This window comes from Sphingobium lactosutens DS20 (genome assembly GCF_000445105.1).
In the GTDB taxonomy this organism is placed as follows: domain Bacteria; phylum Pseudomonadota; class Alphaproteobacteria; order Sphingomonadales; family Sphingomonadaceae; genus Sphingobium; species Sphingobium lactosutens.
Map to the genome: position 1 here is coordinate 167,125 of NZ_ATDP01000109.1, position 26,830 is coordinate 193,954.

Consider the following 26,830-nt stretch of genomic DNA (forward strand, 5'->3'; position numbering starts at 1 on the left):
CGATGCGCGGTCATTTATGCGGCTTCCTGGCCTGCATCCTCTCGCGGAAGCGGGCCGCCCAGCCGGTCTTGCCGACCTGTTCGGGCCGGACGAGGCAGAGCGAATCCGGCTCGACCGGGCGGGTCACGACGCTGCCCGCCGCGACGATCGCGCCCGCGCCGATGCTGACCGGGGCGACCAGTGCGCTGTTGGAGCCGATGAACGCGCCCGCGCCGATGTCCGTCCGATATTTGAAATATCCGTCATAATTGCAGGTGATGGTCCCCGCACCGATATTGGCCCCCGCCCCCACGCTGGCGTCGCCGATATAGGACAGGTGATTGGCCTTGGCCCCTTCGCCCAGCGTCGCCTTCTTGATTTCCACGAAATTGCCGACTTTTGCCTTGGCGCCAATCTGCGCCCCCGGCCGCAGCCGCGCATAGGGGCCGATTTCCGCGCCGCTATCGACGCTGGCCCCTTCCAGATGGGAAAAGGCGTGGATGGTGACGTTGTCCGCGACGGTCACGCCGGGGCCGAAGACGACGTTGGGCTGGACCACCACATCGCGGCCGAGCTGCGTGTCGTGCGAGAAGAAGACCGTGTCGGGCGCGACCAGCGTCACACCGTCGCGCATCGCATCGGCCCGGCGGCGCGCCTGCCACAGCGCCTCCACCCCGGCCAGTTCGGCGCGGCTGTTGACGCCCGCCACTTCCCATGCGTCGGTTTCGATGACCGCACTCTGGCCGCCGGGCAGCATGACGATGTCGGGCAGATAATATTCGCCCGCCGCATTATTATTGCCGATCGCGTCGAGCAGGACGAACAGGTCGGTCGATCGCACCGCCATCAAGCCGCTGTTGCACAAGGTCACGGCGCGCTCGGGATCGTCCGCGTCCTTATATTCCACCATTTTTTCGATAATGCCCTGCCCGTCGGCGATGATGCGGCCATAGGCCGCCGCATCGTCGGGACGAAAGCCCAACACCACGGCGCGCGGTTCGTCGCCGCGATTGAGCCGGTCCAGCATCGCGCGCATCGTGTCGGCGCGCACCAGCGGCACGTCGCCATAGAGGATCAGCACGTCGCCCGCAAAACCGGCCAGCGCGTCATGCGCCTGCGCGACGGCATGGCCGGTGCCAAGCTGCTGCTCCTGCACCGCGATCACCGCGCCGGTGCCTTCGACCGCACGCTCCACCTGGTCCCGTCCTGCGCCCACGACCACCACCTGCCGCTGCGGCGACAGCTGCGCCGCGCTCGCCAGCAGATGCAGCAGCATCGGCCGCCCGGCGACCGGGTGCAGCACCTTGTGCAGCGATGATTTCATGCGCGTCCCCTGCCCGGCGGCAAGGATGATGACGGCAAGCGGGCGAGCGGCGGAACTGGTCACGATGATTTCCCGATGATTGGCCTGTGCTGGCCGCTCTGTGCCATGTTTGCCTTGCCTTTGCCACCGCGCACGCGGCATGGAACGCGGCCATGAACAGCATCCCCTTCGATATTGTCGGCTTCGACCTCGACGGCACGTTGATCGACACCAGCGGCGATCTCGCCGCCGCGGTCAATCATGCGATCGGCACCATCGGCCGCGATCCCTTCCCCGCCGCCGACATTCATCCCTTCGTCGGCAAGGGCGCGCGGGTGATGCTGCAACGCGCGCTTGACGCATCGGGCGGCTATGACGACGCGATGCTGAGCGCGCTGCTGCCGATCCTGCTGGATCATTATGCGCAAAATCTGGCGATCTATTCGACGCCCTATCCAGGTGCGGTGCAGGCGCTCGACGCGCTGGCGGCGCGGGGCGTGCGGATTGCCCTGTGCACCAACAAGGCGGAGCGGTTCACCATCCCCTTGATGCAGCAGATCGGCCTGCATGACCGGTTCGCTTCCATCGTCAGCGGCGACACCGTCGGCGTGTCCAAGCCCGACCCCGCGCCCATCCGGGCGATGATCGAGCGTGCGGGCGGCGGCCGCGCGATCTTCGTGGGCGACACGATCAACGACATCGCCGGCGCGCGCAATGCGGGCATCGCCAATATCGCGGTCGGCTTCGGTTTTCTGGACGGGCCGGTCGAACAATTGCAGGCGGACGCGGTGATCGCGCATTTCGACGAGCTGGTGCCGCTGCTGGAACGCTGGCCGGGATGAGGGCGCGCGCATGACGCTGCGGCTGGAGCGCGACGGGCCGATCGCCCGGCTGCTGATCGACCGGCCCGCGCGCCGCAACGCGATGACGCAGGCGATGTGGGAGGATGCGCCGCGCCTCATCGGCCAAGCGATGGCGGACGAGGCAGTGCGCGTGCTGATTCTCGCCTCCGCCACGCCCGGCCTGTTCTGCGCCGGGGCGGATATCGGCGAATTTGCCCGCTGCGCCGCCGACCCCGACTGGCGCATCGCCAATCAGGCCGCGATCCGATCCACCCAATATGCGCTGTCCCATGCCGACAAGCCGGTGATCGCCGCGATCGACGGGGATTGCGTGGGCGGCGGTTGCGGCATGGCGATCGCCTGCGACCTGCGCGTCGCCGCGCCCGCCGCGCGGCTGGGCATCACGCCGGCGAAGCTGGGCATCGTCTATTCGCTGTTCGACACGAAATTGCTGGTCGACCTGGTGGGCCCGGCGCGGGCCAAGCGCATCCTTTTCACCGGAGCGCTGCACGAGGCGCAGACGGCGCTGGCGATCGGCCTGATCGACGAGATCGCGCCCGATCCGCTTGCCGCAGCCGAAACGCTCGCCCGCGCCATCGCCGCCAACGCCCAGCACAGCGTCCGATCGGCCAAGGCGATCATCCGCCGCATCCTTGACGGCCAGGCCGACGACGACGATGCCACCCTGACGCTGTTCCGCGATGCCTTCACCCTGCCCGACTTCACCGAAGGCGCCGCCGCCTTCCGCGAAAAGCGCCGTCCGGATTTTTGAGTAACCAAGAAAAAGGGGCGGATAAACCGCCCCTTTCCTTCCTGTCACTACAGGGCCAGTCACATCACATCGTGATCTTGGCGCCTGCATACATATAGCGGCCGACATAGCTGATCGGATAGTTGCTCGACGCGATCGAAGGCTCCTGGTCGAACAAGTTGTTGGCGCCGACATAGAAGCGGAAGCGTTCGTCCACATCATAGGCGACATAGAGGTCGTGCTGCCACTTTTCCTTATACCAAAGATACTTGGATTCCGCGATGTCGGGGTTGGCGTTGGTCTGCTCGATTTCGTAGCGGCGCGTCTTGCTGAACCAGCTGATGCCATAGTTGACAGTCAGCTTGTCCAGTTTCCAGGTGATGTCGCCTGTTGCATTCCACTTGGGATAATAGGGTTCTTCACGATCTACATCGACTGTCGCACCCGGGGTCGGGATGAATTCCAGCTTGTTGAGGTAGCCGCCAACCAGCGACAGGGCGAAATTGCCGGCGCTGGCAGTCTCGAACTGATAGTTCAGCTTGAAATCCGCGCCGGAGGTACGGAAATTGGCCACATTCTGAGGCTGCACGAACCAGCCGTTGATATAGCCGGTCGTGGGATCGCGCGAGATGTTGCCGCAGAAGACATTATCCAGCGAAGGCTGGTCGACGCATAGTTCGGCGACTTCCTCGGCCGTGGCGGTGTTGATCGCATTTTTCAGCTTGATGTCATACCAGTCGAAGGATGCCACCAGCCCGCGAATGAAGCTGGGGCGCACCACGACGCCCGCCGTCCAGGTCCGTGCGGTTTCTTCACGCAGATTGCGATTGCCGCCGCTGTTTCCGGGCAGGCTGACCGTCGCCGTCGGATCATTTTCCGGGTTGAAGGCGGCAATCTGGTCGGGCGTCAAACCTAAGGCAGACAAGGCTGCCTGGCAATTGGCAGCGCGATACTGCGTGCCTTCGTTGATGTAGACCGGGTCACACGGATCACCAATGAACGAGAAGCCCCCGTTCAGCGGAGCGAACAGTTCCGTGATGTTGGGCGCGCGCACGGCTTCCGACCATGTCCCGCGGAAGGTGATATCCGGGATCGGCGCGTAGGTGCCGTCCACCTTCCACGTCGTCGTATTCCCAATGGTCGAGTAATCCGACAGGCGCAGCGCGGCCCCGAAGCTCAGATTATAAGCGAAGGGCACTTCCTTGAGTACCGGCACTGACAATTCGCCGAAGACTTCCTTGACGTCGAAGCTGCCGCTTTCGTCCTGCTGGGCCGAGAAGTCGGCCAGTGCGCCGTCCTTAAGCAACTGGTCGGTGCGGAACGCGCTCTTTTCCTTGCGATATTCCGCGCCCAGTGCGAAGCCGACCGGCCCGCCTGGCAGTTCGAAGAACTGACCGAAATCGCCCGAAACGGATCCGGACACGACATGCTGCTGCACCTTGGCACGGTTCAGCACGTCCGCATTGATCCAGTCGAGCGCCGCTTGGCTCGGCGCCCCGTTGCCCAGCAGGTTGAGCGGCTGGCAGCCACTGCCCGCGCCAGGAGTGAAGGTTGTGGCTGGCGCACCATAATTGTCGGGGTTGATGACACCTGTCGGATCAAGATCGGACCGGCAGACGATCTGCCCGCTGGCAGGATCGCGCACGGCATCGACCGCAGCCCAATAGCGATCGCCGATGCGATAGTCGGTCAGCAGCACGTCCGCCTTGGTCTGGCCGTAAGTGTAGGACAATTCATACCGCGCATGGTCCGAAATCGCGCCTTCGAACCCGCCGACGAAGCGCATCGTTTCGCGATCATTGCGTTCGCCGCGCACGCCCATGTCGAAATTATCGCGCGAGATCAGCGCGCCGTCCGGGGCCAGTCCGGCAAACTGATTTTGCAGATAGGCGTTGTCAGGCGACAGATAGGTGAAGAAATCGAAGGATGGCTGCGCCAGCGTCTTCGTCCGATTCTTCACATATTTTGCTTCGAAGAAAAATTTCACCGCGTCGCTGAAGTCATAATGCGACAGCAGATTAATATTATGGACACGGTTATAGGATTGCAAATCGCCCTGATAGCCGGCCAACGGCGTGCTGTCGCCACCCTGCGTCAGGCCGCCCGACGACGGCAGCAATGTGCCGCGATCATAGACTTTGCCTTCGCCGGTATAGTCGGGAATGCCATCGAAATCGACGTCGATCGCGCCGCCCAGCGAACTGTCCGCGTAGCGCAGATTATTGGTCGGCACACGATCGGGGATGTTCGGATCGTCAGGGAAGTCGAGGGGATTGCGCACGATACCATAGGTGTCGAGCGGATTGCCGGTGCGCGCCCGGTTGAAGCTGCTCAGACGATCCTGTTCGCGAAATTCGTAGGACAGCGCGATATTGCCGCGCCCGTCGCTGAAATTGCGGCCATAGGTCAGCGATCCATAACGCTGCCCGGCGTCGCCCCGGCTGGAAATCCCGGCCTGACCGCTTGCCTTGAACCCGTCAAAGTCGCGCTTCAGGCGAAAATTGACCACGCCCGACACGCCGTCCGCGCCATAAATGGCCGACGCGCCTCCGGTCAGGACGTCGACCGCCTCCACCAGATCATTGGGGATCGTGCTGATGTCCACGGCGGCCGATCCCGCCAAGCTTGACACATGACGGCGGCCATTGACCAGAACCAGCGTACGGTTTTCGCCCAGGCCGCGTAGATCGAGCAACTGAACCCCGACCGCACCGAAATCGGCGTTCGATCCCGACGTCCGCGCGCCGTTCAGCGAATTGATCAGCGCGGGGTTCTGCGCCAGCGTATCGACCAGTTGCACGTTACCGGCCTGCTCCAGCGCTTCGGCTGTGACCGTGACCAGCGGATTGGCGAGATTATAATCGTTGCGTTGAATACGGCTGCCGGTAACGACGATCGTGTCGCCGGCATCGGCAGGCGCGGCATCCTGCGCAAAGGCCGGCGCGACGATCAGGGTGGACAGGGCGCTGGCCGCTAGCAGCCGACGCGCCGCAACAGCGGTGCGATGCATATTATTTTCCCTCTGTTTTGTGAGAGTTCGGGGGCGAACTCAATCCGTTGGAAGACGCCAAAAGCGATCCGACGGATCAACCCCGGTGCGACGAACAGAGAGCAATTGTAACGTTTTTGTTGCGGCGTGTAGCATCATTGCAACACGGCGAAAAGCAGCCCGTCCTTCGTCCGAAAAGCATCGGTCGCATTCATTCCCCTACGGCTTCGGCGCGTGCGACGAGTGCCTTGGCCTGTTCGACGTGCATGGTTTCGATCATGCGGCCTTCGAAGCGTTCGGCGCCGCCGGTGGCGGCTTCGATCAGGCGGCGGGCGTCGGCCAGGGCCTGGGCGTCGGGACCAAACACCTGATTGGCGACAGGGACCTGCGCGGGGTGGATCAGCGTCTTGCCATCGAAACCCAGCGCATGACCCTCGGCGCATTCCGCCTCCAGCCCTGCTTCATCGTCCAGCCGGTTGAAGACGCCGTCAAATACCGCGATGCCCGACGCGCGGGCGGCCAGCACCACCGTCTGCATCGCTAGGCCCAGGCCCGCGCGCCCGGCATTGTCGGGAAGGCCAAGGTCGCGGCGCAGGTCGTTGTTGCCCATGAACAGCCCGGCGCAGCCTTCGCCCGCAGCGATCGCATTGGCGGCCAGCACGCCGCGCGCGCTTTCGATCATCGCGATCACCGGTTTCTGGCTGACGGAAAAGACGTCCTTGACCTGCTTGGGATGTTCAACCTTGGGCAGCACCACATAGTCGGCCGCTGTGCCCTTGAGTGCGATCATCTCGCGCCCATGGGTGGCCGCGCCCTCGACATTGATGCGCACAGCGGCAAGCCTTAAGCCAAAACCCTCGCCAAGGGCTTCGAGCGCGCGGTCCAGCGCCTCCGCCTTGCGGTCGTCGGCAACGGCGTCCTCCAGGTCCAGGATCACCATGTCGCACGGCAATGTCCGCGCCTTGGCAATGGCGCGCGGGTTGGAGGCGGGGAGGAACAGCAGCGAACGGGCGTGACGCAGCAACATGGGGCTTACTCTCCTTTGCGGTCGGTTTGACTTTCCTCGTTAACGAAACGGGCGCATGATCCAAGCCCGACATGCCCCTTCATGGAAAATGGAAACGCCATGCTGACCACCTTTGCCCTGACGCTGACCGGCCTCGTGCTCTTTTACCTCGCCGTCAGCGTGAAGGTGGTGCGGCAAGGCTATCAATATACGATCGAACGCTTCGGCCGGTTCACCGAAGTCGCCCGGCCCGGCCTCAATTTCTACCCCGCCTTCTTTTACGCGGTGGGCCGCAAGATCAACATGATGGAACAGGTAGTCGATATTCCGGGGCAGGAAATCATCACCAAGGACAATGCCATGGTGTCGGTCGACGGCGTGGTCTTCTTCCAGGTTCTGGACGCGGCGAAGGCGGCCTATGAAGTGAGCGAGCTTTATGTCGCGATCATGCAGCTGGCGACGACCAACCTGCGCACGGTGATGGGCTCCATGGACTTGGACGAAACCCTGTCCAAGCGCGACGAGATCAACGCGCGGCTGCTGTCGGTGGTCGATCATGCCACCAACAGCTGGGGCATCAAGATCACGCGCGTCGAACTGAAGGATATTCGCCCGCCCGCCGATATCGTCAACGCGATGGGCCGGCAGATGAAGGCGGAGCGGGAAAAGCGCGCGCTCATCCTGGAATCCGAAGGCCTGCGCGCGTCGGAAATCTTGAAGGCCGAGGGCGCGAAGCAAAGCCAGATCCTGGAAGCCGAGGGCCGGCGCGAGGCCGCCTTCCGCGACGCCGAGGCGCGCGAGCGCGAAGCCGAGGCTGAGGCCAAGGCGACGCAGATGGTGTCGGACGCGATTTCGTCGGGCAATCCGCAGGCGCTCAACTATTTCATCGCCCAGAAATATACCGAGGCGGTGCAGCAATTCGCGACGTCGCCCAATGCCAAGACCATCCTGTTCCCGGTGGAGGCGACGCAGCTGATCGGGACGCTGGGCGGCATCGGCCAGCTCGCCAAGGATGCGCTGGGCGTCGATGGCCAGCCCACCCCCACCCCGCCCGCGCCGCCACGCCGCGGCCCGTTCGGCCAGAGCCAGGGGTAAGGGCGATGGCGCGTGAAGGTGGCAGGAGGATGCGGGCATGACCGACTGGATCGCCCTGATGGAGGATCATTGGGCCTGGCTGGTATTCGCCGCGCTGTTGGGCATCGGCGAAGTGCTGATCCCAGGCGTGTTCTTGATCTGGATCGCGATCGCCGCCGCGATCACCGGGCTTGCCGCGCTGGCGCTGCCGATCGGCCTGCCGCTGCAATTGCTGCTGTTCGCCGCGCTCAGCATCGCCGCGGTCTATGCCGGACGGCGCTGGTATGTCGACCATCCCGTCGCCTCCACCGACCCCCTGCTCAATGACCGCGCCGCCCGGCTGATCGGCGAGACGGTCAGCGTGGTGGAACCGATCAGCGGCGGCGAGGGTCGGGTGCGCGTGGGGGACAGCGTCTGGACCGCGCGCGGCCCCGACACGCCCGCCGGCGCGCGCGTCCGCATCATCCGCGCGGAAGGCGCGACCTTGTGGGTGGAGGGGGCTTAGGGCAGGTTTCGTGCCCGGTCCTGCCGACCATGAAGGACCCGAATGATGGCGATCGCCTCATCCTCATCCCGATAGTAAATCGCATGGGACGCCACTAAGAGCTTGCGATAACCCTCCCGCGCATCGACGATCACGCCCTGTCGCAACCGGGTCGCGAGCGACGTACAGGCATCGCCGATCATGTCGACATAATGATCGGCCTGATCGACGCCCCACTGGTCGGCGCTATATTCCCAGATGCCCTCAACGTCGCGCTGCGCCGCCGGCGAAAAGAGCAAGCGCTTCATGTACGAGGCGCGCGTTCCGTCCGTTTGCGGGCCTTCATCGCGTCCAGGTCAAAACGTTCGGGCGGGCCGGATTGCTCCCCGGCGATCAGCGCCTCTTGAAGGCTGCGAAGCTGCGTGTCCTGCTCCTCCAGCAAGCGCAATCCCGCGCGCACCACGTCACTGGCTGAGCCATAGCGTCCAGTGCGCACTTGATCGCTGATGAAGGTCGCGAAATGATCGCTGATCGTGACGGATGTGTTCCGAGCCATGCGACTTCCCATAAAGCAGGCGCCCATGTTATACCAGAAATTGGTATCCGCCAAGGGCACCGTCCTTCATTCGATCGTCACGCCCACGACCTGCCAGCCAGCATCGCCCTGTTCCAGGGTCACGGTTTCGACGGCGTTCGGCTTGGCGGCGAAGTCGGTGCGGAATTTGATAACGGTGTAGCCGGCCGGCGGGGCGGGAAGCTCCTGTTGGCTGAGGAACTGGCGGGAGGAGACGGCCCCCAGCGGCACGCGCACCTTTTCCGACACCGACGCCCAGACCTGCGGCGTGTTGAGCTTGCGGAAGGCGGGGCCGAAGAGGCGATAGCTGTCGTCCCAGCGGCCGGCGTCGACCAGCGTCAGGAAGGCGCGCGCCTTTTGCACCAGCTCTGCGCCCTGCGGAACCTGCGCCTGGGTCGTGGCCGGCTGCGTGTTCGCGCCATCGGGGCTGAGCGTCGCCATGGCGAGCAGTCCAAGGATAAGGGTCATGAGCATCACTCCTGTCAGGATCAGGGGCCGGCGGCTGGCTTGCCCCGCGCCGTCCATCGGCGCTGTCCGCTCATCCCCCGGCGCGGCCGCCCTGTCCGCCCCGATTTCGCTGTCCCCCAGATTTTCGGGGGGTCGCGACGTTGCATCCGCCCCTTCCGCGTCCAGCAGCATCCGTGCCGCTTCCCGGCTGCTCGACCCCGCCAGCTTGCGCCGGGCGTCACGCAGCCGTTCGTTGATGGTGTGGACCGACAGGCCCAGGCTGCGCGCGATCGACTTGGCGTCATGCCCGCGCACCATCAGGCGCAACGTCTGCTTCTCCTTTTCAGTGAGCGCAAGAACGGCCTCTTCCACGGATATGCTCATGGGCATCATGCGTAAGCCCCCCACCCGATCGCAGCCACCCAAAAAAATTGGGGTCTGCTTGTCGCCCGCGCCAGGGACCGCCTCCATTCGCCTCGCCCTGCGCTCGCATGACCGGTAGAGAGATGCGCCTTGCGCCGGCCATTCATGTGCGCGCAATATTCGCCGGAACAGGCAGGACCGGCTTATTCAGAAGGATGGAGGATCACCCATGTCTAAACTGTCAAAGGGAGGTGCCGCGCTGCTGGCCTGCGCACTGCTCACCGGACCGATGGCGAGCCCGCTGGCCGCTCAGGACGCGCCGCCGGCGGACCTGTCGGCCACGATTACCGAACCCGAGCCGGCACCCGCCGAAGCGGTCAAGGGACCCACGATCGAAGGGTTCATCTCCGCACGCAGCGGCGACCAGATGCAGGTCACGGGTGAGGATGGCGCGAACAACGTCGTCGCCATCGGCGAGGCAACCGTGGTGCGCGCAAGCGGCGGTTTCCTGGGCCTTGGCCGCGAGACGCTGGGGCCGGAAGCGCTGCTGAACGGACTGCCCGTCAGCGTCGAGACGGTACAGGGCGCGCAGGGGCTGGTCGCGACGCGCATCGCGCTCAAGAACAAGGACCTCAAGACCGCGTCGATGATCCGCAACGGCACGGCGCAGGGCTTTGCCGAACAGAGCGCCGCGACCGAGGCGCTGCGCGGCCGGGTCGCCGACATCGACCAATATAATGTGAAGGCGACCACCAACGTCAATTTCGACACCGGCAAGGCCGTGCTGTCGCCCCAGGCCAAGAGCGACCTGTGCGCCACAGCGGCCAGCGCCGAACAGATGGACAATGCGCTGCTGCTGGTCGTGGGCTATACCGATTCGACCGGATCGGAAGAGTATAACCAGATGCTGAGCGAGAAGCGCGCGGGCCGCGTGGTCAATTATCTGCAACAACATTGCAACTGGAAACCCTATCGCATGCTGACCCCCACCGGCATGTCGGAAGCCCAGCCGATCGCCAGCAACGACACAGCGCAGGGCAAGGCCGAAAATCGCCGCGTTTCCGTCAACATCCTGGTCAGCAAGGGGCTGGACGGGATGTAAAGTCCCATCCGGCCTTGGGCGCTAAGGGGCGCGGGGCCGGTGTTCAGGCCCCGCCGCGCCCCTTCACCCAGGCGTCGACATTGGCGGCGAGCACGGTCATCGGCACGCCGCCCCCCTTCACCACCATGTCGTTGAACAGGCGAAAGTCGAACCGGTCGCCCAGCGCGCGTTGCGCGTCCCCGCGCAGCCGCACGATTTCGCCATGGCCGACCTTGTAGCCGCAGGCCTGTCCCGGCCAGGCGCAATAGCGATCGACTTCGCCCTGCACATCCTCCAGCGTCGATCCGTTGGTGCTGGCGAACCATTGGATCGCCTGATCGCGGGTCCAGCGCTTGGCGTGCAGGCCGGTGTCGACCACCAGCCGGCAGCAGCGATAGGCGATCGACTGGAGATAGCCCAGCCGCCCGGCGACGTCGCCATCATAGACGCCCAGCTCATCGCCCAGCTGCTCGGCATAGAGCGCCCAGCCCTCGCTATAGGCGTTGAACGCCAGCAACGACCGGATCAGCGGCAGTTTATAGGTATATTCGCCCTGCCAGATATGGCCCGGTATCCCTTCATGATAGCAGAGTGTCGGCAGGCTGTAGCGCGGCCAGATGCCGGTATCGCGCAGGTTGATATAATAGTTGCCCGGCACGCTGCCGTCGATGGAGCCGGCGCCGGCATAGGCGCCCGGCGCGCCCGCCTCGATCTCCACCGGCACGCGCTTCACGATCAGCTTGGCCGGCACCAGCGTCGCAAAGGCGCGCGGCAAGCGGGTGCGAATGTCGGCCAGCCGCCCGTCGATATAAGACAATATCTGCGCCCGGCCTGTATCGTCGTTGGGGAAAAGGTAGCGCGGGTCCTTCCCCATGGCGGTCATGCGCTGCCCGACCGAGCCCTTCGTCAGGCCCAGCCCCTTGAGCAGGCCGTCCATCTGCCCTTGCAGCGCGGCAAGCTGGTCAAGGCCCAGCTTATGCACCTCGTCCGGGGTCATGCCCGTCGTCGTGCCCGCGCGTAGCGCCCAGCGATAATAGTCCTCGCCCTGCGGCAGTTTCCATACCCCCGCGTCCATCGTCGCGCCCTGACGCTGGCGCTGAAGTTCAGCGCGCTGGCGGGCCAGCGCGGGCGCGACCTTGTCCCGCACGATCGCCTGCGCGCGCGCGGCATGATCGCCCGGCATGTCCTGCGTGCGCCGGGCCAGCGAGGCGACGGGCACCCATTGGTCGATCGGCTGCGCCTCCACCCGCGCCATCTGCCCCAGCGTCTTGTCGAGCAGGAAGGCCGGCGCGATGACGCCGATGCCCGCGTCATGGGCAAGCCGTTGCGTTTCGCCGTCCAGATTGGCGGCATAGGCCTCCAGCCGGGACAGATAGGCGTCCGCGTCGGCGGGATTGTCGATCTTGTGGTTGGAATCGAGGAAGTCGGGCGTTTCGACGAAGCTGCCGGTATTCTGCGCGACCGCATAGGGGCTGTTGCGGTAGGACCAGTTGCTGTTCATCATCGCCATGTCGCCGAACGGGAAGGCAAAACCGTCAGCCGCCAGTTCGTGTGACGTGCATACCACCTCCACGTCGGTACGGGTCGCGGGCGACAGCGCATCGAGGTCGATCGCGCGCAGCCGCGCCAGCCGGTGGCGCACATGGGCGGCGATGCGCGCTTGGCCTGCCGGGCTTTTGTCGCCCAGCTGCGATTTGAGCGCCGCGCGCGCGCCGGTGTCGATGCCAAGCCCGCTGGCGGTTTCGGGCGCGTCGACCAGCATTTCCTCGGCCATCTGCGCCAGCAGCGCCTCCGCCTGCGCATCCGCGGCGGTGGCGGCGCGCGCGCCGCGCGACAAAGCGGACAGGGTGAGCGCGCAAGCGCCGGAGGATAGCAGGTCGCGGCGGGTAATAGGCATGCGTTTGTCTCCGGCGGGGCTGGGCATTGCCCGCTTTGGCATGATTTCAACGGATTTCGATAGCGTAATTGACCGTCAGGATGAGCGCGCATCGTCGGGATCGCCCTGCCCCGTCAATTTCCAGCGGCGCAGCAGCGGTGGCATGGTCAGCCCCTGAAGGAAGATCGAAAAGGCGACGACGCCGAACGCCAGCACGATGATCTGTCCACGCTCCGGCACGCTAGCCGGCACCGCCAGCGCCAGCGCCAGCCCCACCGCGCCGCGCAGCCCGCCCCACAGCAGCACATGCTGATAGGGAGCGGGCAGGCGCAGGCGGGTTGGACGAAATAGCAGGGCAATGGGATAGACCGCCGCCGCCCGGCCGATCAGCGTCAGTGCGATGACCACGGCCAGCGCGCCCGACACCAGCGCGAGCGGCTGATGCGCCTCATGACTGCCGATCATCAGGAACAGCAGCGAATTGGCGAGAAAGGCAGCATATTCCCAAAAGCCCAGCACATGGCCGCGCCCGTTATCGGAAATGGCCCGCCGCCAGCCCAGATTGCCTACAATGACCCCGGCGACCAGCGCGGCGAACACGCCCGATGCGCCCAGATGTTCGGCGAGCAGGAAACTGCCCCAGGCAATGACGGTGGTCAGCGTGATTTCGACCAGATGATCCTCCGTTCGCCCGGCCAGTTTCAGCAGGACGAAGGCGACGACGCCACCCGACGCGATCCCGCCCAGCACCGTCCAGGCGAGCGCGCCCGCCGCCGCGACCGGGGTCAGCGCACCGCCGCCCGCCAGCCCCAGCAGGATCGAAAAGCCCACGGCGGCGACACCGTCATTGAGCAGGCTTTCCGATTCGACCACCATGCACAGGCGCGGCTCGGCCCGCATTTCCTTGAAGGCGGCAATGACGGACACCGGGTCGGTCGCCGCGATCAGCACGCCGAAAAAGGCCGCGCCCAGCCAGTTCCATCCGAGCAGCCAGTGAAGCCCGCCCGCCACGACCCCGGCGGAAATAGCGACGCCCAGAAAGGCGAGCGTGATCGTCAGCGGCAGTTGATCGCGCAGCCGCTTCCAGGGCATTTGCAACGCCGCCTCGAAGATCAGCGGCGGCAGGAAGATGTTGAAGATCAGTTCGCGCGACAGCGGCAGGTCGACGCCGATCGGCAGCAGCGCCAGCGCGATGCCCGCCGCGACCAGCCCCGCCGTATAGGGCAGGCCGATGCGCCGCGACACGATCGCCACCAGCGACGTGACGACCAGCAACATGCCAAAATCGATCAGTTGCAGTTCCGCCATGCCTGTCCCGCCCCCGCCTGCTGCGACCGGTCAGCGCGCGACCGACCGCAGCACCGTATAGGCACCGTCCGATCGTTCAAGCACACTCATGCTGCCATCGCTTTCCAGCACGACCGCGCCCACCTCCTCGATCCGGCCGATCCCGCTCTTGCGAATCGACGCTTCCACCTCCGCGCGGGTGACGCGTTCGTCGCGCATCGCCGAGTCGCGAAAATCGCCATCCTCAACGAGCAATCGCGGACGGGATCGGACCAGGTCGCTGAACCAGGACGACCGGATCGACGCTTGCGCCACGATCCATTGCAACAGCGCCAGCATACAGAAGGCCAGGGCGCCTTCGGCAAAGGCGACATCTTTGGTCAGCAGCACTGTCGCCAGTGTGGACCCGAGCGCCACCGTGACCACCAGATCGAACGCATTGAGCTTGGCGAGCGAGCGCTTGCCCGACAGGCGCAGGACAAAGACCAGCCAGGCATAAGCGAGCAGGGAAATGATGAGGACCCGCAAGAGGCCGTGCAAGCTATCGAAGAACATGAGCATGGAAGTGTCGGGAGTGCCGCGCGGTTCCGCGCCCGCCCAACCTGCATCAGCCAATGGCACCCCCTGCTGCTTCTCGCCTGCCTCCCGCTTGTCAGCGACGACCGCGACGGGCAAAGCCGTCGCACCTGTCCCCCGTCTGCGAGCATCCATGTTTCCTTCCTTCGACGCTGAAGCCTTCCTGCGCGATCATTGGCAAAAGCGGCCGCTCCTGATCCGCAATCCCTGGGGCCCGTGGGTGAATCCGCTGGAGCCGGACGAACTGGCGGGCCTCGCCTGCGAGGAGGGGATCGAATCGCGTATCGTGGTTCAGAGGGACGGTGACTGGGCGCTGGAACATGGCCCCTTTGGGGAAGATCGTTTCGCGACATTGGGCGGGTCGCCCTGGACCCTGCTGGTGCAGGCGGTCGATCATCACGCACCCGATGTCGCGGCGCTGATCGCGCCTTTCCGCTTCATCCCCGACTGGCGGATCGACGATGTGATGGTGAGCTATGCCAGCGACGGCGGCGGGGTCGGGCCGCATTTCGACCAATATGACGTGTTCCTGGTGCAGGGGCTGGGTCGGCGGCGCTGGCGCGTAGGGCCGCGATGCGACCGCGACACACTGCTGCGTCCGCATGGCGACCTGCGCCTGCTGCCCGATTTCACCGCGACGGACGAATGGGTGCTGGAACCGGGCGATATCCTGTATGTCCCGCCCGGTTTCGCGCATGACGGCGTGGCGGTGGGCGATGATTGCATGACCTATTCGATCGGCTTTCGCGCGCCATCACGGCCCGACATGCTGGTCGAATGGGCCGATCATCTGGCCGCCGCCATGCCCGACGATGATCTTTATGCCGATCCCGACCTCACGCCCGCCGCCAATCCCGGCGAAATCGCGCCTGAGGCGATCGCGCGTCTGCACGCCATGACGATCGCGGCGATGGCCGACCGGTCTGCCTTCGCCAATTGGTTCGGGCAGCATGTAACGACGCCCAAATATCCCGACGCGGACTGGCGGCCGGAGGAGCCGGTCACGGCCGAGGATATGCTGGCCCTGATCGACGCCGGCGCGGACCTGATGCGCAATCCGGCAAGCCGCTTCGCCTTCCTGCGGAGCGAGAATGGCGTGACGTTGTTCGTCGATGGCAGTGCCCATGCTTGCGCCGGCGATCTGGCGCTACTGGCGCAGCAACTGTGCGCGAATCCTGCCGTCACGCTCGACCGGTCGATGGCTGCGGGGATCGACCTGCTGGTGACGCTCGTCAATCAGGGCAGCCTGATGATCGACGACGGGCATGAGGACTGACCCGCCATGGCCCGGCTGATCCTGTTCAACAAACCCTTTGATGTGCTCTCCCAATTCACCGATTCCAGCATCGGCGCGGATCGGCGCACCTTGTCGGACTTTATCGACGTGCCGCGCGTCTACCCGGCCGGGCGGCTCGACCGCGACAGCGAGGGGCTGCTTTTGCTGACCGATGACGGCCGGTTGCAAGCGCGCATTTCCAATCCGCGCTTCAAGACGCCCAAAACCTATCTGGTGCAGGTGGAAGGCGATGTGACGCCCGATGCACTGGCCCGCTTACGCGCCGGCGTGATGCTGAAGGACGGGCCGACGCTGCCGGCGCAGGCGGAGCGGATCGAGCCGCCCGCGATTTGGCCGCGCGACCCGCCGGTGCGTTTTCGCAAGACCGTGCCCGATTGCTGGATCAGCCTCACCATCCACGAAGGGCGCAATCGGCAGGTGCGCCGGATGACTGCGGCGGTGGGGCACCCGACGCTGCGGCTGGTGCGCTGGCGGATCGGCGACTGGACGCTGGACGGGGTCGCGCCGGGAACATGGCGCGACATCTCGATCTGACGCGCGGTTGCGGTCAGGACCGGAACAGCACGCCGCCGGTCATCGGCGCGGGCGCGCCCGTGGTGCCGGGAAAGCTGATCGGCAGGCCTTTAAGGTGCCGCACCGCCATATAGGCAAAGCCCTGCGCCTCCAGCGCGTCGCCGTCCCAGCCCAGATGATCGACGCTGCGCACACTTGCCCCCGTCCGCTCGGCGATCATCGCCATCAGCGTGGCATTGTGCCGGCCGCCACCCGCGACATGGATTTCGGCCGGGCGCTGGGGCAGATGGTCGATCGCACGCGCCACCGCCGCGGCGGTGAAGGCCGTCAGTGTCGCCGCGCCATCCTCCAGAGATAGGCCGCGCACCGCCTCGATCGAAAAGGCTTCCCGGTCGATGCTCTTGGGCGGGGGCAGATCGAACCAGGGGTCGGCCAGCATCGTCGACAAGATTGCCGCATCCACCTGCCCGCGCCCCGCGCAGGCCCCGCCTTCGTCGTAAGGCGCGTTACCCTGCGTCTGCATCCAATTGTCAATGAGGCCGCTCGCCATGCCGGTGTCAAAGGCGATCAGCGCGCCGTCCGACCCGATGAAAGTGATGTTGGCGACCCCGCCCAGATTGAGGATCGCGGCGGGCTTGGCCAACGCGTCGGCCAGCGCGCGATGATAGACGGGCAGCAACGGCGCGCCCTGCCCGCCCGCCACGACGTCCGCCTGGCGCAGGTCGGCGACCACCGGGATGCCGAACGCGCCGGCCAGCCCCGCGCCATCGCCAATCTGCCAGGTCCAGCCGCGTTCCGGCCGATGGGCGAGCGTATGGCCATGAAAGCCGATCACGCCGATATCCTGCGCGATATGACCACTGCGCCCCAGCAGGTCGGCCACCGCCTGCACATGGCGTTCGGTCAATTCCGCCTCGACCGATGCGATCAGCGGCTCGAAGCCCGGCCGTTCCATCGCCATCGCACGCTGGCATGCTTCGGCGAGGCGCAGGCGAAAACCCTCGTCATAGGCCATGGCGTGAAATTCCAGCGCCGCGACCGCGCCCTCCCCATCCGTTTCGATGAGCGCGGCGTCGATGCCGTCGCGCGACGTGCCGGACATGAGGCCGATGGCCAGGGTCGATGGGGGCATAAGGGAAAAATCCGTTCGCGGCTGGACCTGTGCAAGCGCCATCCTTGAAACAAGTCGCGCCCTTCGACAAGCGCGGGGCGAACGGCATCTTTCCGTCGCCCGCCCGCGATGCTACAGGCGCGCGCCATGAGCCAATATCAGTCCGATCTCCTCCGCCTGCTCGACGAGCGGGGCTATATCCACCAACTGACCGATGCGCAGGGCCTTGATGCCCTGGCCGCGCGGGACGTGGTGCCGGGCTATATCGGCTTTGATCCCACCGCGCCTTCGCTCCATGTCGGCAGCCTGGTGCAGATCATGATGCTGCGCCGGATGCAGCAGGCCGGGCACAAGCCCATCGTCCTGATGGGCGGCGGCACCGGCAAGATCGGCGACCCATCCCTGCGCGACGAGGCGCGGTCGCTGCTGACGGTGGAGAAAATCAACGAGAATGTCGCCAGCATCAAGCGGGTGTTCGAACGCTTCCTGACATTCGGCGACGGGCCGAGCGACGCCGTCATGGTCGACAATGCCGACTGGCTCGATGCCCTTGAATATATCCCCTTCCTGCGCGACATCGGCCAGCATTTCTCGGTCAACCGGATGCTGAGCTTCGACAGCGTGAAGCTGCGTCTGGACCGCGAACAGTCGCTCAGCTTCCTTGAATTCAACTACATGATCCTGCAGGCCTATGACTTTCTGGAACTGTCGCGGCGGGCGGGCTGCCGGCTCCAGATGGGCGGGTCCGACCAGTGGGGCAATATCGTCAACGGCATCGAATTGTCGCGCCGGGTCGATGGCACGCAGGTGTTCGGCTTGACCTCCCCGCTCATCACCACGGCCGACGGCGGCAAGATGGGCAAGACCGCCAAGGGCGCGGTGTGGCTCAATGCCGATGCGCTCTCGCCCTATGACTATTGGCAATTCTGGCGCAACACGCAGGACGCCGATGTCGGGCGCTTCATGCGGCTGTTTACCGATCTGTCGCTGGACGAGATCGCCCGGCTGGAACGGCTGGACGGGGCGGAGATCAACGACGCCAAGAAGATATTGGCCGACGCCGCCACCGCCATGGCCCATGGCGCGGACGCCGCCGCCGCCGCCGCCGAAACCGCGCGCCGCACGTTCGAGGAAGGCGCGTCCGACGCCAATCTGCCGACCGTCAGCCTGGGCCAAGAAGGCCTGACCGTCGTTCAGGCGACAACGGCCCTTGGCTTCGCGACATCGAACAAGGAAGTGCGCCGGAAGCTGAGCGAAGGCGCGATCAGGGTGAATGGCACGGTCGTCACGGATCCTGCCGTCATGCTGAAAGCCGGCGACAAGCTGAGTTTCGGGGCCAAGAAGCACGGGCTGGTGATCGACTGACGCGGGACGCGGCGAAAAATCACGCTACCTCAAGGGGATCGGCGAGCCGGGATAAACAGGGTTAACGCCTTGCTAAGCCTGTTTTTGCACATCTGGTTCATGATCGGCTGCTTAGGCTCGCGGTCATGCCCAGCTCGGTTCTCGCCAGTCTCGACCATGTGATGCGATCGCGCGACCCTTCGGTCGAACAGCGTCGGGCGAAACGCGACCTAGTGGATCTGGTCAGCCATGTCACCGTGCGCGGCCGCACCCAGGGCGTGCGGATCATCAACATATCCCCCCTCGGCCTGATGTGCCGATCGGACGACAGGCTGCTGACGGGCGAGCGCATCACTGTGTGGCTGCCAGTCGTAAAGGATTATCCCGCCGAAATCCGCTGGGCAGAGGATGGGCGCGTCGGCATGGAATTTCTAACGCCCGTCAATCCGCGCCTCTATGACGCGATGATGGCGCTTATTCCGCCGCGTCAGACGATCTGGTAGGGGCCAGCCACTCAAACCCTTCGCCCGGCTCCAGCCGCTGACGGCTACGCACCAGCGCATCGGGCATCTCGGTGCGCAGAAAGTCCATCACCGCTTCCCGCACTTCGCAGCGTAGGTCGAAAGCGATGCCGGCATTGCGCGCCGACAGAAGACCGCGCAGTTCCAGCGCATCGGCGCGATGGTCGGTCACCTGCAATATCGCCACGCGCCCGTCCCACCGGCTGTTGGCTTTCACCGCATCGACGAAAGCATCGCGGATACGCGCCACGTCGGCGGCGGGATCGACATAGAAAAATACCGTGCCCAGCAGGTCCGACGTTTTCGTCGTCCAGTTCTGAAACGGCTTTTCCAGAAAATAGGACACCGGCACCACCATGCGCCGATCGTCCCAGATGCGCACCACGACGAAGGTCAGGGTGATATCTTCGATCCGGCCCCATTCCCCTTCCACGATCACCACATCGTCCAGGCGAATGGGCTCGGAAAAGGCCATCTGGACGCCGGCGATCAGATTCTTGAGCGCGGGCTGCGCCGCCGCGCCCACCGCCAGGCCGACCAAGCCGGCCGACGCCGCCAGCGTGACCCCGATAGACCGGACGCCGGGAATGGCGATCAGCACCATCGCGATCACCAGCACCGCGATCATGCTCTGGGCGATGCGGTAGAGGATGCGCACGCGCGTATGCCGCTGCCGCGCCTTCAGATTATCCTCGGCGCTGATGTCGCTATGGCTTTCGATCATCTGCCGCACCGCCCGCAGTACCCGAAGCAACAGCCAGCCAGCAAGCAGCGCGAAAAGCATCTTCGACCCGATCGACCAGAGCGACTCCACCCGTGGACCAAGCTCCAGTGGCTGGACGCCCGCGCCCAGCGCGAACAGCACGACCAGCCAGCGCGTCGGCTGGAAGATCGCAGGCAGCAGGATCGGCGTCATACGCGCGCGCACCACGCGCACGGCAATGGCGTAGAGCACCCAATGGATCAGGAAGGCCGCGACGACCGAAGACGCGATGGAAACCGCGGCCAGCGACGTGATGTTGAACAGGCTAATGTCCGGCATGATGGGAGCAACGCCATTGCGCGCGGATTGTTTCGCAGGCGCAGCATAGGATGGAGATTGGAGGTTGTGCTCGCGCTCAGCTGTCTCCGAAATCCTCCCCTATAAGGGGAGGTGGCAGGCACGCAGTGCTTGGCGGAGGGGTGTCCTGCTATCGACAGGGCGACACCCCTCCACCGGCTCCGCCGGTCCCCCTCCCCTTGCAGGGGAGGATTTCCTTTTGTCGCTCAGCCCCCGCGCAGCAGGCCCACGGCAGCGTCCTTTTCGAACAGATAGAGGCAGATGCGCGCCGCCTGGCCGCGCGCGCTAGCCAGCCCGCCGTCACGTTCGATCAACAGATGCGCGTCGTCCCGCGCCGCGTCCACCAGCGCCGCGACATGCTCCGGGCTGGCCAATTTCATCACCGCCTCGCCAGACTGGCGCGTGCCCAGCACCTCGCCCGCGCCGCGCAGCTTCAGATCCTCCTCGGCGATGCGAAAGCCGTCATTGGTTTCGCGCATCAGCGCCAGCCGCGCGCGCGACGTTTCGCCCAGCGCGTTGCCGCGCAGCAGCAGGCATGTGGACGGCTTGTCCCCGCGCCCCACCCGCCCGCGCAGCTGGTGCAGCTGCGCCAGGCCGAACCGGTCCGCGCCCTCTATGATGATAAGGCTGGAGTTTGGCACATCGACGCCGACCTCGATCACGGTCGTCGCCACCAGTATCTGCGTCCGGTTGCCGGCAAAGGCTTCCATCGCCGCGTCCTTTTCCGGCCCCTTCATCCGGCCATGGACCAGGCCGACGCGATCGCCGAACCGCAGCCGCAGCGATTCCGCCCGCGCCTCGGCCGCCGCCTGGTCGCTGGTTTCGCTTTCCTCCACCAGCGGGCACACCCAATAGGCCTGCCCGCCGCTTTCGACATGGCGGGCGAGCGCATCGACCACTTCGTCCAGCCGGCTCGCCGCCATCACCAATGTCTGGATCGGCTGGCGGCCAGGCGGCATTTCGTCGAGCCGCGACACATCCATTTCGCCATAATAGGTCAGCGTCAGCGTGCGCGGGATCGGCGTCGCGGTCATCACCAGCAAATGCGGCGCGCGTTCCGCCTTGTTCGCCAGCATCATCCGCTGCGCGACGCCGAAACGGTGCTGCTCGTCGATCACGGCAAGGCCCAGCGCCTTGTAACGCACCGCCTCCTGAAAGATGGCATGCGTGCCGACCAATATGTCGATGCTGCCATCGGCCAGCCCCATCAGCGTCGCTTCGCGCACCTTGCCCTTTTCGCGCCCGGTCAGGATCGCGATTTCGATGGGCAGGCCCGACGTCATCTTGCGCAGCGTTTCATGATGCTGCCGCGCCAATATCTCGGTCGGGGCCAGCATTGCCCCCTGCATCCCCGCCTCCACCGCGTTCAGCAGCGCCATCAGGGCGACCAGCGTCTTGCCCGACCCCACATCGCCTTGCAGCAGCCGCAGCATCGGCGTCGATTGCGCCATGTCGCCCTCAATCTCGCCGATCGCCCGGCGCTGCGCGCCCGTCGGCGCGAAGGGCAGTTTCAGCATCGCGCGCAGCCGCCCGTCGCCCTCTATCGACACGCCGCGTCGGCGGCGCGACGATTGCCGTACCAGCATCAGCGCCAGTTGCCCGGCGAAAATCTCGTCATAGGCCAGCCGCTCGCGCGCGGGGCCATCGCCCGGATCGGCATGCGCGCGGGCCAGCGCTTCTCGCCAGGCGGGCCATCCCTTGCGCGCCAGCAGGCTGGGTTCGATCCATTCCGGCAGGCCTGGCGCGCGGGCCAGCGCCTGCGCCGCCAGGTCGCGCATCCGGTTATTGGTCAGCCCTTCGGACAGGCCATAGACCGATTCGCGCGCCGGCACCGTGTCCGCTTCCTCGGGCGGCAGCACATGGTCGGGATGGACGATCTGGAGGTTTTCGCCATAGGCTTCCAGCTTGCCCGACACGAATTTGGGTTCATTGAGCGGCAACAGCTTGCGCGGCCAGCCGCTATTCTTCCCGAAATAGACGAGGGCGACGCCATTGCCATGCCCGTCCACCGCCAGCACGCGGAACGGCGCGCGCGCGCTGCCGCCGGCGCGATAGTCGATGGGCGTCAGCACCGTGCCGATGATCCGCCCGGCGTCGGCCATGTCCAGCCGGTCAGTCAGGTGGCGATCGACCCAGCTGACGGGCAGATGGAAGGCGACGTCGACCGCGCGCTCCAGGTCCAGTCGCTCCAGCGGACGGGCCAGCGCCGGTCCTACCCCTTTGAACAGGGAAATTTCGGCAAAGATCGGATTGAGAATATCGGGTCGCATGGCTATCTGCTGCCTCTCTATCCAAGCCGGACTGGTGCGCAAGCGGCGTATCGCCGGCCGGCTTACCCTTACCCGTTGGTGCTGAGTAGGGACTGAGCGAAGTCGAAGGCCCATATCGAAGCATCAGCGCTTCGCCCAGTCCTTCGATACGCCGTTTCGACAAGGCTCAACGGCTACTCAGGACGAACGGAAACGCTGATGAACGCCGACACTCCCCATCTGCGCCGCATGAAGTTTCGCGCCTGGCATCGCGGCACGCGCGAATCGGACTATACCGTTGGCGGCTTCTTCGACCGCTATCACGCGACCTGGAACGAAGAGGAAATCGCGTGGTTTGAACGCTTCATGGAAGAACAGGATGCCGACATCATGGGCTGGGCGATGGGGACGATCCCCGTGCCCGATGAATGGAAGGGTCCGATGATGGACCGGTTCCTGAAACTCGATTTCGTGAAAATCGTCTGAAATCATCCTCCCCTGCAAGGGGAGGTGGCAGGCCGAAGGCCTGACGGAGGGGTGTAACCCTCTCAATAATGTGACACCCCTCCACCGGCTTCGCCGGTCCCCCTCCCCCTAAGGGGGAGGATGAAAGAGCAGAATGACCGATCTTCAAAAAATCCTCAGCGCCAAGGCGCCGATCACCCTGGCGGGCGTGCCGGCCGGGTTCCTGCCCTGGCTGCTCGCGGATCTGGCGCGCGCGGGGGGCGGAGCGGCAGCGGGCCGCGCCGTCTTCATCGCCGCCGACGAACAGCAGGCGCGCGCCATCGCCGACACCGCGCCCACCTTCGCCCCGGAACTGGAGCTGATCGACATTCCCGCCTGGGACTGCCTGCCCTATGATCGCGCCAGTCCGTCGCTACGCGCGGCGTCGGCGCGTCTGGCGGGGCTTCACGCATTGCAGGTCAAGCCCAAGGGACCGCAGCTTGTCGTCACCACGCTGGCGGCGATGACGCAGCGCACGCTGACCCCCTTTCGCGTGCGGCAATTGGTGGCGAAGCTCGCGCCCAAGGAACGGATCGCGATCCAGCGGCTGGCCGAGATGTTGCAGGCCAATGGCTATGTCCGCACCGATACCGTTCATGACCGGGGCGAATTCGCCATCCGCGGCGGCATTGTCGACTTGTTCCCCGGCGGCGAGGAGCAACCGCTGCGGCTCGACTTTTTCGGTGACGAGATCGAGACGGTCCGCCGGTTCGACCCGTCCGACCAGCGCACCACGGGCAGCGTCGATGGCTTCACTCTGCTCCCGGCGTCCGAAGCATTGCTGGACGAGGACACGATCAAGCGGTTCCGGCTGCGCTATCGCGAGACATTTGGCGCAACCGCGACCGGCGACCCGCTCTATCAGGCGGTCAGTGACGGCCGCCGCCTGGCCGGCATGGAACATTGGCTGCCGCTGTTCGAAGAAAAGCTGGTGCCGCTGACCGATCATCTGGGCGATGCCGTGATCGTGCGCGATTCCGGGGTGGCCGGCGCGGCGGAAAACCGGTTCGAGGCGATCCGCGATTATCACGCCAACCGGGTGCAGGCGAAATCGTCCGATCCCGGCTCCTATCGTCCGCTCAAACCCGACGCCCTTTACCTGAACGCGGCCGAATGGGACGCGGCGGTGGCATCGCTGCCGATGCATGCGACCACGCCTTTCCACGAGCCGGAAAGCGCGACGGTGCTGGACTTCGCGGTCGACGGGCCGCGCGATTTCACCCCCGAACGCGCGCAGAACAGCAATATCTACGACGCGGTCAGCGCCCATATCGACGGCCTGCGCCGCAAGAAGAAGAAGGTGGTGATCGCCAGCTATTCGGCGGGCGCGCGCGAACGCCTGTCCGGACTGCTCGCCGATCATGGCGTGGCGCGGATCGCTGCGGCCGATGACTGGCAGGAGGCGCTGGGCCTTGCCGCCGATGGGCGCGTCGCGCTGATCGTCCTTGGCCTCGACCATGGCTTTACCGCGCCCGATGTCGCGGTGCTCACCGAACAGGATATGCTGGGCGACCGGCTGGTGCGCCGCGCCAAGCGCAAGAAGAATGCGGACGCCTTCCTGCAGGAACTCGCCACGCTGACGCCCGGCGACCTCGTCGTGCATCGCGACCATGGCATAGGCCGCTATGATGGGCTGACGCAAATTCCGGTGTCGAAGGCCGCGCATGATTGCGTCGCGCTGGAATATGCCGGCGGCGACAAGCTCTATGTGCCGGTCGAAAATCTCGAAGTCCTCTCGCGCTATGGCTCCGAAACCGATGGCGTAAGCCTCGACAAGCTGGGCGGCGAGGCCTGGCAGCGGCGCAAGGCGAAGATGAAGGAGCGCATCCGCGAGATTGCGGGCGAGCTGCTCAAGACCGCCGCCGCCCGCGCGCTGCGCCCCGCCACCGTCGCGGAACCCGATGTCGCGGGCTATCCCGCCTTTGTCGACCGCTTCCCCTATCAGGAAACCGACGATCAGGATCGCGCGATCAGCGACGTGATCGAGGACCTTGGCGCGGGCAAGCCAATGGATCGGCTGGTGTGCGGCGACGTGGGTTTCGGCAAGACAGAGGTCGCGTTGCGCGCCGCCTTCGTCGCGGCGATGGCCGGGATGCAGGTCGTCGTCATCTGCCCCACCACGCTTCTGGCACGCCAGCACCACATGAATTTCGTCGACCGCTTCCGTGGTTTCCCGATCGAGATCGGCCGGCTGTCGCGCCTGATCCCGGACAAGGAAGCAAAAGCGGTGAAGGCGGGCCTGGCCGATGGCAGCATCGACATCGTGGTTGGCACTCATGCCCTGCTCGCCAAGGGGATTGAGTTCAAACGGCTGGGCCTCGTCATCGTCGATGAGGAACAGAGGTTCGGCGTCACCCACAAGGAACGCTTGAAGGGCCTCAAGACCGACGTGCATGTGCTGACGCTGACGGCGACGCCGATTCCGCGCACGCTGCAAATGGCGATGTCGGGCCTGCGTGAATTGTCGGTCATCCAGACGCCGCCGGTCGATCGGCTCGCCGTGCGCACCTATGTCATGCCCTGGGACGGGGTGGTCATTCGCGAAGCGCTGCTGCGCGAACATTATCGCGGCGGGCAGAGCTTCTTCGTCGTGCCGCGCATCGCGGACCTTACGGAAGTCGAGGAGTTCCTGCGCAACGAAGTGCCCGAGGTCAAACCCATCGTCGCCCACGGCCAGATGTCGGCGACCGAGGTGGAGGAGCGCATGTCGGCCTTTTACGACAAACGCTATGACGTGCTGCTGTCGACCACCATCGTCGAATCCGGCCTCGACATCCCCAGCGCCAATACGCTCATCATCCATCGCGCCGACCGCTTCGGCCTTGCCCAGCTCTACCAGTTGCGCGGGCGCGTCGGCCGGTCCAAGACGCGCGCCTATGCCTATATGACGACGCCCGCCAACCGCATCATCACCGACACGGCGGAAAAGCGGTTGAAGGTGTTGTCGGACCTCGACACGCTGGGCGCGGGCTTCCAGCTTGCCTCCCACGACCTCGACATTCGCGGCGCGGGCAATCTGGTCGGCGATGAACAGTCGGGCCACATCAAGGAAGTGGGCTTCGAACTCTACCAGTCGATGCTGGAAGACGCGATCCTGGACGCCAAGGCCGGGGGCATCGCCGAAGAACGGCGCAGCGAGGAATTTTCGCCGCAGATCAGCGTCGACGCGCCGATCCTCATTCCAGAAGAATTCGTCCCCGACCTCGACCTGCGCATGGGGCTATATCGCCGCATCAACGAACTGGCGGATCGCCAGGGACTCGAATCCTTCGCCGCGGAACTGATCGACCGTTTCGGCAAGCTGCCGCTGCCGACGCAAAATCTGCTCAAGATCATCGAGATCAAGCAGAATTGCCTGGCCGCCAACATCGCCAAGATCGATGTCGGCCCCAAAGGCGCGCTCGTCACCTTCTTCGAGGATCGCTTCCCCAAGCCGGAAAATCTGGTCGCCTATGTCCAGCGATTGAATGGGGTCGCCCGGTTGCGCCCCGACAACAAAATCGTGCTGGATCGCGCCTGGGGCGACCCGCAGGCGCGCCTCAATGGCGTGCTGCAATTGTCCAAGGGGCTGGCGAAAGCCGCAGGGTGAGGTCATGGGC

General features: G+C 65.3%; 23 protein-coding genes. 11 read left to right on the plus strand and 12 right to left on the minus strand.

The genetic code is table 11. The annotated features are described in order from the left end of the window. Nucleotides 1–10 precede the first annotated feature (10 nt). On the minus strand, nucleotides 11–1,303 hold the full coding sequence (glmU, locus tag RLDS_RS53135) for a bifunctional UDP-N-acetylglucosamine diphosphorylase/glucosamine-1-phosphate N-acetyltransferase GlmU (protein ID WP_052034235.1): 1,293 nt from the start codon (nucleotides 1,301–1,303) through the stop codon (nucleotides 11–13). A 152-nt stretch (nucleotides 1,304–1,455) separates the two neighbouring features. Between glmU and RLDS_RS53140 the strand changes: the two genes are divergently transcribed. Next, entirely contained in the window at nucleotides 1,456–2,124 is a 669-nt protein-coding gene (locus tag RLDS_RS53140; protein ID WP_021228638.1) for an HAD family hydrolase, read from the plus strand. 10 nt (nucleotides 2,125–2,134) lie between these two features. Further along, on the plus strand, nucleotides 2,135–2,896 hold the full coding sequence (locus RLDS_RS53145) for an enoyl-CoA hydratase/isomerase family protein (RefSeq protein ID WP_021228639.1): 762 nt from the start codon (nucleotides 2,135–2,137) through the stop codon (nucleotides 2,894–2,896). Between the two features lie 64 nt (nucleotides 2,897–2,960). Here the strand turns inward: RLDS_RS53145 and RLDS_RS53150 are convergent, their stop codons facing one another. Together RLDS_RS53150 and RLDS_RS53155 are read right to left on the minus strand one after the other, a co-directional pair. After that, complete coding sequence (locus RLDS_RS53150) at nucleotides 2,961–5,885, minus strand: TonB-dependent receptor domain-containing protein (protein ID WP_021228640.1); 2,925 nt, start codon at nucleotides 5,883–5,885, stop codon at nucleotides 2,961–2,963. Between the two features lie 190 nt (nucleotides 5,886–6,075). Beyond that, nucleotides 6,076–6,891 carry an HpcH/HpaI aldolase/citrate lyase family protein gene (locus RLDS_RS53155; protein WP_021228641.1) on the minus strand — a complete coding sequence of 272 codons (816 nt, stop codon included), beginning with the start codon at nucleotides 6,889–6,891 and terminating at the stop codon, nucleotides 6,076–6,078. 99 nt (nucleotides 6,892–6,990) lie between these two features. Between RLDS_RS53155 and RLDS_RS53160 the strand changes: the two genes are divergently transcribed. Both RLDS_RS53160 and RLDS_RS53165 read left to right on the plus strand, forming a co-directional pair. Further along, complete coding sequence (locus RLDS_RS53160) at nucleotides 6,991–7,965, plus strand: SPFH domain-containing protein (protein ID WP_031299235.1); 975 nt, start codon at nucleotides 6,991–6,993, stop codon at nucleotides 7,963–7,965. A gap of 37 nt (nucleotides 7,966–8,002) precedes the next feature. Next, nucleotides 8,003–8,449 carry an NfeD family protein gene (locus RLDS_RS53165; protein WP_021228643.1) on the plus strand — a complete coding sequence of 149 codons (447 nt, stop codon included), beginning with the start codon at nucleotides 8,003–8,005 and terminating at the stop codon, nucleotides 8,447–8,449. Here RLDS_RS53165 and RLDS_RS53170 read toward each other — a convergent pair. The 3 genes from RLDS_RS53170 to RLDS_RS53180 form a co-directional block, all read right to left on the minus strand. Further along, nucleotides 8,446–8,736: a type II toxin-antitoxin system RelE/ParE family toxin gene (locus tag RLDS_RS53170; protein ID WP_021228644.1), complete on the minus strand. Its 291-nt coding sequence runs from the start codon at nucleotides 8,734–8,736 to the stop codon at nucleotides 8,446–8,448. The two genes, RLDS_RS53165 and RLDS_RS53170, sit on opposite strands and share 4 nt — an antisense overlap. Next, nucleotides 8,733–8,984 carry a type II toxin-antitoxin system ParD family antitoxin gene (locus RLDS_RS53175; RefSeq protein WP_031299237.1) on the minus strand — a complete coding sequence of 84 codons (252 nt, stop codon included), beginning with the start codon at nucleotides 8,982–8,984 and terminating at the stop codon, nucleotides 8,733–8,735. Before RLDS_RS53175 ends, RLDS_RS53170 begins: the two co-directional genes overlap by 4 nt. A gap of 66 nt (nucleotides 8,985–9,050) precedes the next feature. Further along, entirely contained in the window at nucleotides 9,051–9,833 is a 783-nt protein-coding gene (locus RLDS_RS53180) for a helix-turn-helix domain-containing protein (RefSeq protein ID WP_031299240.1), read from the minus strand. Between the two features lie 208 nt (nucleotides 9,834–10,041). Here RLDS_RS53180 and RLDS_RS53185 point away from each other — a divergent pair, with 208 nt between their 5' ends. Continuing rightward, complete coding sequence (locus tag RLDS_RS53185; RefSeq protein WP_021228647.1) at nucleotides 10,042–10,914, plus strand: OmpA family protein; 873 nt, start codon at nucleotides 10,042–10,044, stop codon at nucleotides 10,912–10,914. Between the two features lie 43 nt (nucleotides 10,915–10,957). Here RLDS_RS53185 and RLDS_RS53190 read toward each other — a convergent pair whose 3' ends face one another. The 3 genes from RLDS_RS53190 to RLDS_RS0129175 form a co-directional block, all read right to left on the minus strand. Beyond that, the gene (locus tag RLDS_RS53190; protein ID WP_021228648.1) at nucleotides 10,958–12,790 is read right to left on the minus strand and encodes a DUF885 domain-containing protein; all 1,833 of its coding nucleotides are present in this window, start codon (nucleotides 12,788–12,790) and stop codon (nucleotides 10,958–10,960) included. Between the two features lie 75 nt (nucleotides 12,791–12,865). Further along, a complete protein-coding gene (locus RLDS_RS53195) occupies nucleotides 12,866–14,077 on the minus strand; it encodes a cation:proton antiporter (protein WP_021228649.1) in 1,212 nt (403 codons plus the stop codon). Between the two features lie 30 nt (nucleotides 14,078–14,107). Next, a complete protein-coding gene (locus RLDS_RS0129175; RefSeq protein WP_021228650.1) occupies nucleotides 14,108–14,767 on the minus strand; it encodes a DUF421 domain-containing protein in 660 nt (219 codons plus the stop codon). Between RLDS_RS0129175 and RLDS_RS53200 the strand changes: the two genes are divergently transcribed. Further along, entirely contained in the window at nucleotides 14,766–15,908 is a 1,143-nt protein-coding gene (locus RLDS_RS53200; RefSeq protein WP_021228651.1) for a JmjC domain-containing protein, read from the plus strand. The two genes, RLDS_RS0129175 and RLDS_RS53200, sit on opposite strands and share 2 nt — an antisense overlap. A gap of 6 nt (nucleotides 15,909–15,914) precedes the next feature. Beyond that, nucleotides 15,915–16,463: a pseudouridine synthase gene (locus RLDS_RS53205; RefSeq protein WP_021228652.1), complete on the plus strand. Its 549-nt coding sequence runs from the start codon at nucleotides 15,915–15,917 to the stop codon at nucleotides 16,461–16,463. A gap of 13 nt (nucleotides 16,464–16,476) precedes the next feature. On the opposite strand, the gene RLDS_RS53210 is transcribed toward RLDS_RS53205, so the two are convergent. Beyond that, on the minus strand, nucleotides 16,477–17,574 hold the full coding sequence (locus tag RLDS_RS53210) for an anhydro-N-acetylmuramic acid kinase (protein ID WP_021228653.1): 1,098 nt from the start codon (nucleotides 17,572–17,574) through the stop codon (nucleotides 16,477–16,479). A gap of 126 nt (nucleotides 17,575–17,700) precedes the next feature. On the opposite strand from RLDS_RS53210, the gene tyrS reads away from it, so the two are divergent. Next, nucleotides 17,701–18,918, plus strand: coding sequence for a tyrosine--tRNA ligase (tyrS, locus tag RLDS_RS53215; protein ID WP_021228654.1), 1,218 nt, complete (start codon nucleotides 17,701–17,703; stop codon nucleotides 18,916–18,918). Nucleotides 18,919–19,043: 125 nt separating this feature from the next. After that, nucleotides 19,044–19,400: a PilZ domain-containing protein gene (locus RLDS_RS53220; RefSeq protein WP_021228655.1), complete on the plus strand. Its 357-nt coding sequence runs from the start codon at nucleotides 19,044–19,046 to the stop codon at nucleotides 19,398–19,400. Here RLDS_RS53220 and RLDS_RS53225 read toward each other — a convergent pair. Then, nucleotides 19,372–20,460: a mechanosensitive ion channel family protein gene (locus RLDS_RS53225; RefSeq protein ID WP_021228656.1), complete on the minus strand. Its 1,089-nt coding sequence runs from the start codon at nucleotides 20,458–20,460 to the stop codon at nucleotides 19,372–19,374. The genes RLDS_RS53220 and RLDS_RS53225 overlap by 29 nt on opposite strands. 224 nt (nucleotides 20,461–20,684) lie before the next feature. Then, nucleotides 20,685–22,748, minus strand: a complete 2,064-nt coding sequence (gene recG, locus RLDS_RS53230) for an ATP-dependent DNA helicase RecG (RefSeq protein WP_021228657.1) — start codon at nucleotides 22,746–22,748, stop codon at nucleotides 20,685–20,687. A 198-nt stretch (nucleotides 22,749–22,946) separates the two neighbouring features. Here recG and RLDS_RS53235 point away from each other — a divergent pair, with 198 nt between their 5' ends. Continuing rightward, nucleotides 22,947–23,213, plus strand: a complete 267-nt coding sequence (locus RLDS_RS53235) for a succinate dehydrogenase assembly factor 2 (RefSeq protein WP_021228658.1) — start codon at nucleotides 22,947–22,949, stop codon at nucleotides 23,211–23,213. A 133-nt stretch (nucleotides 23,214–23,346) separates the two neighbouring features. Then, entirely contained in the window at nucleotides 23,347–26,820 is a 3,474-nt protein-coding gene (gene mfd / locus RLDS_RS53240; protein ID WP_021228659.1) for a transcription-repair coupling factor, read from the plus strand. Nucleotides 26,821–26,830: the final 10 nt, after the last annotated feature.

Coding starts and splice junctions, on each gene's coding strand:
- RLDS_RS53145 (WP_021228639.1), top strand. CDS start 2,135: ATGACGCTGCGGCTGGAGCGCGACGGGCCGATCGCCCGGCTGCTGATC.
- RLDS_RS53220 (WP_021228655.1), top strand. CDS start 19,044: ATGCCCAGCTCGGTTCTCGCCAGTCTCGACCATGTGATGCGATCGCGC.
- RLDS_RS53150 (WP_021228640.1), bottom strand. CDS start 5,885: ATGCATCGCACCGCTGTTGCGGCGCGTCGGCTGCTAGCGGCCAGCGCC.
- mfd (WP_021228659.1), top strand. CDS start 23,347: ATGACCGATCTTCAAAAAATCCTCAGCGCCAAGGCGCCGATCACCCTG.
- RLDS_RS53185 (WP_021228647.1), top strand. CDS start 10,042: ATGTCTAAACTGTCAAAGGGAGGTGCCGCGCTGCTGGCCTGCGCACTG.
- RLDS_RS53225 (WP_021228656.1), bottom strand. CDS start 20,460: ATGCCGGACATTAGCCTGTTCAACATCACGTCGCTGGCCGCGGTTTCC.
- RLDS_RS53160 (WP_031299235.1), top strand. CDS start 6,991: ATGCTGACCACCTTTGCCCTGACGCTGACCGGCCTCGTGCTCTTTTAC.
- RLDS_RS53175 (WP_031299237.1), bottom strand. CDS start 8,984: ATGGCTCGGAACACATCCGTCACGATCAGCGATCATTTCGCGACCTTC.
- RLDS_RS53200 (WP_021228651.1), top strand. CDS start 14,766: ATGTTTCCTTCCTTCGACGCTGAAGCCTTCCTGCGCGATCATTGGCAA.
- RLDS_RS53140 (WP_021228638.1), top strand. CDS start 1,456: ATGAACAGCATCCCCTTCGATATTGTCGGCTTCGACCTCGACGGCACG.
- RLDS_RS0129175 (WP_021228650.1), bottom strand. CDS start 14,767: ATGGATGCTCGCAGACGGGGGACAGGTGCGACGGCTTTGCCCGTCGCG.
- glmU (WP_052034235.1), bottom strand. CDS start 1,303: ATGAAATCATCGCTGCACAAGGTGCTGCACCCGGTCGCCGGGCGGCCG.
- tyrS (WP_021228654.1), top strand. CDS start 17,701: ATGAGCCAATATCAGTCCGATCTCCTCCGCCTGCTCGACGAGCGGGGC.
- RLDS_RS53235 (WP_021228658.1), top strand. CDS start 22,947: ATGAACGCCGACACTCCCCATCTGCGCCGCATGAAGTTTCGCGCCTGG.
- RLDS_RS53165 (WP_021228643.1), top strand. CDS start 8,003: ATGACCGACTGGATCGCCCTGATGGAGGATCATTGGGCCTGGCTGGTA.
- RLDS_RS53210 (WP_021228653.1), bottom strand. CDS start 17,574: ATGCCCCCATCGACCCTGGCCATCGGCCTCATGTCCGGCACGTCGCGC.
- RLDS_RS53195 (WP_021228649.1), bottom strand. CDS start 14,077: ATGGCGGAACTGCAACTGATCGATTTTGGCATGTTGCTGGTCGTCACG.
- recG (WP_021228657.1), bottom strand. CDS start 22,748: ATGCGACCCGATATTCTCAATCCGATCTTTGCCGAAATTTCCCTGTTC.
- RLDS_RS53205 (WP_021228652.1), top strand. CDS start 15,915: ATGGCCCGGCTGATCCTGTTCAACAAACCCTTTGATGTGCTCTCCCAA.
- RLDS_RS53190 (WP_021228648.1), bottom strand. CDS start 12,790: ATGCCTATTACCCGCCGCGACCTGCTATCCTCCGGCGCTTGCGCGCTC.
- RLDS_RS53155 (WP_021228641.1), bottom strand. CDS start 6,891: ATGTTGCTGCGTCACGCCCGTTCGCTGCTGTTCCTCCCCGCCTCCAAC.
- RLDS_RS53180 (WP_031299240.1), bottom strand. CDS start 9,833: ATGAGCATATCCGTGGAAGAGGCCGTTCTTGCGCTCACTGAAAAGGAG.
- RLDS_RS53170 (WP_021228644.1), bottom strand. CDS start 8,736: ATGAAGCGCTTGCTCTTTTCGCCGGCGGCGCAGCGCGACGTTGAGGGC.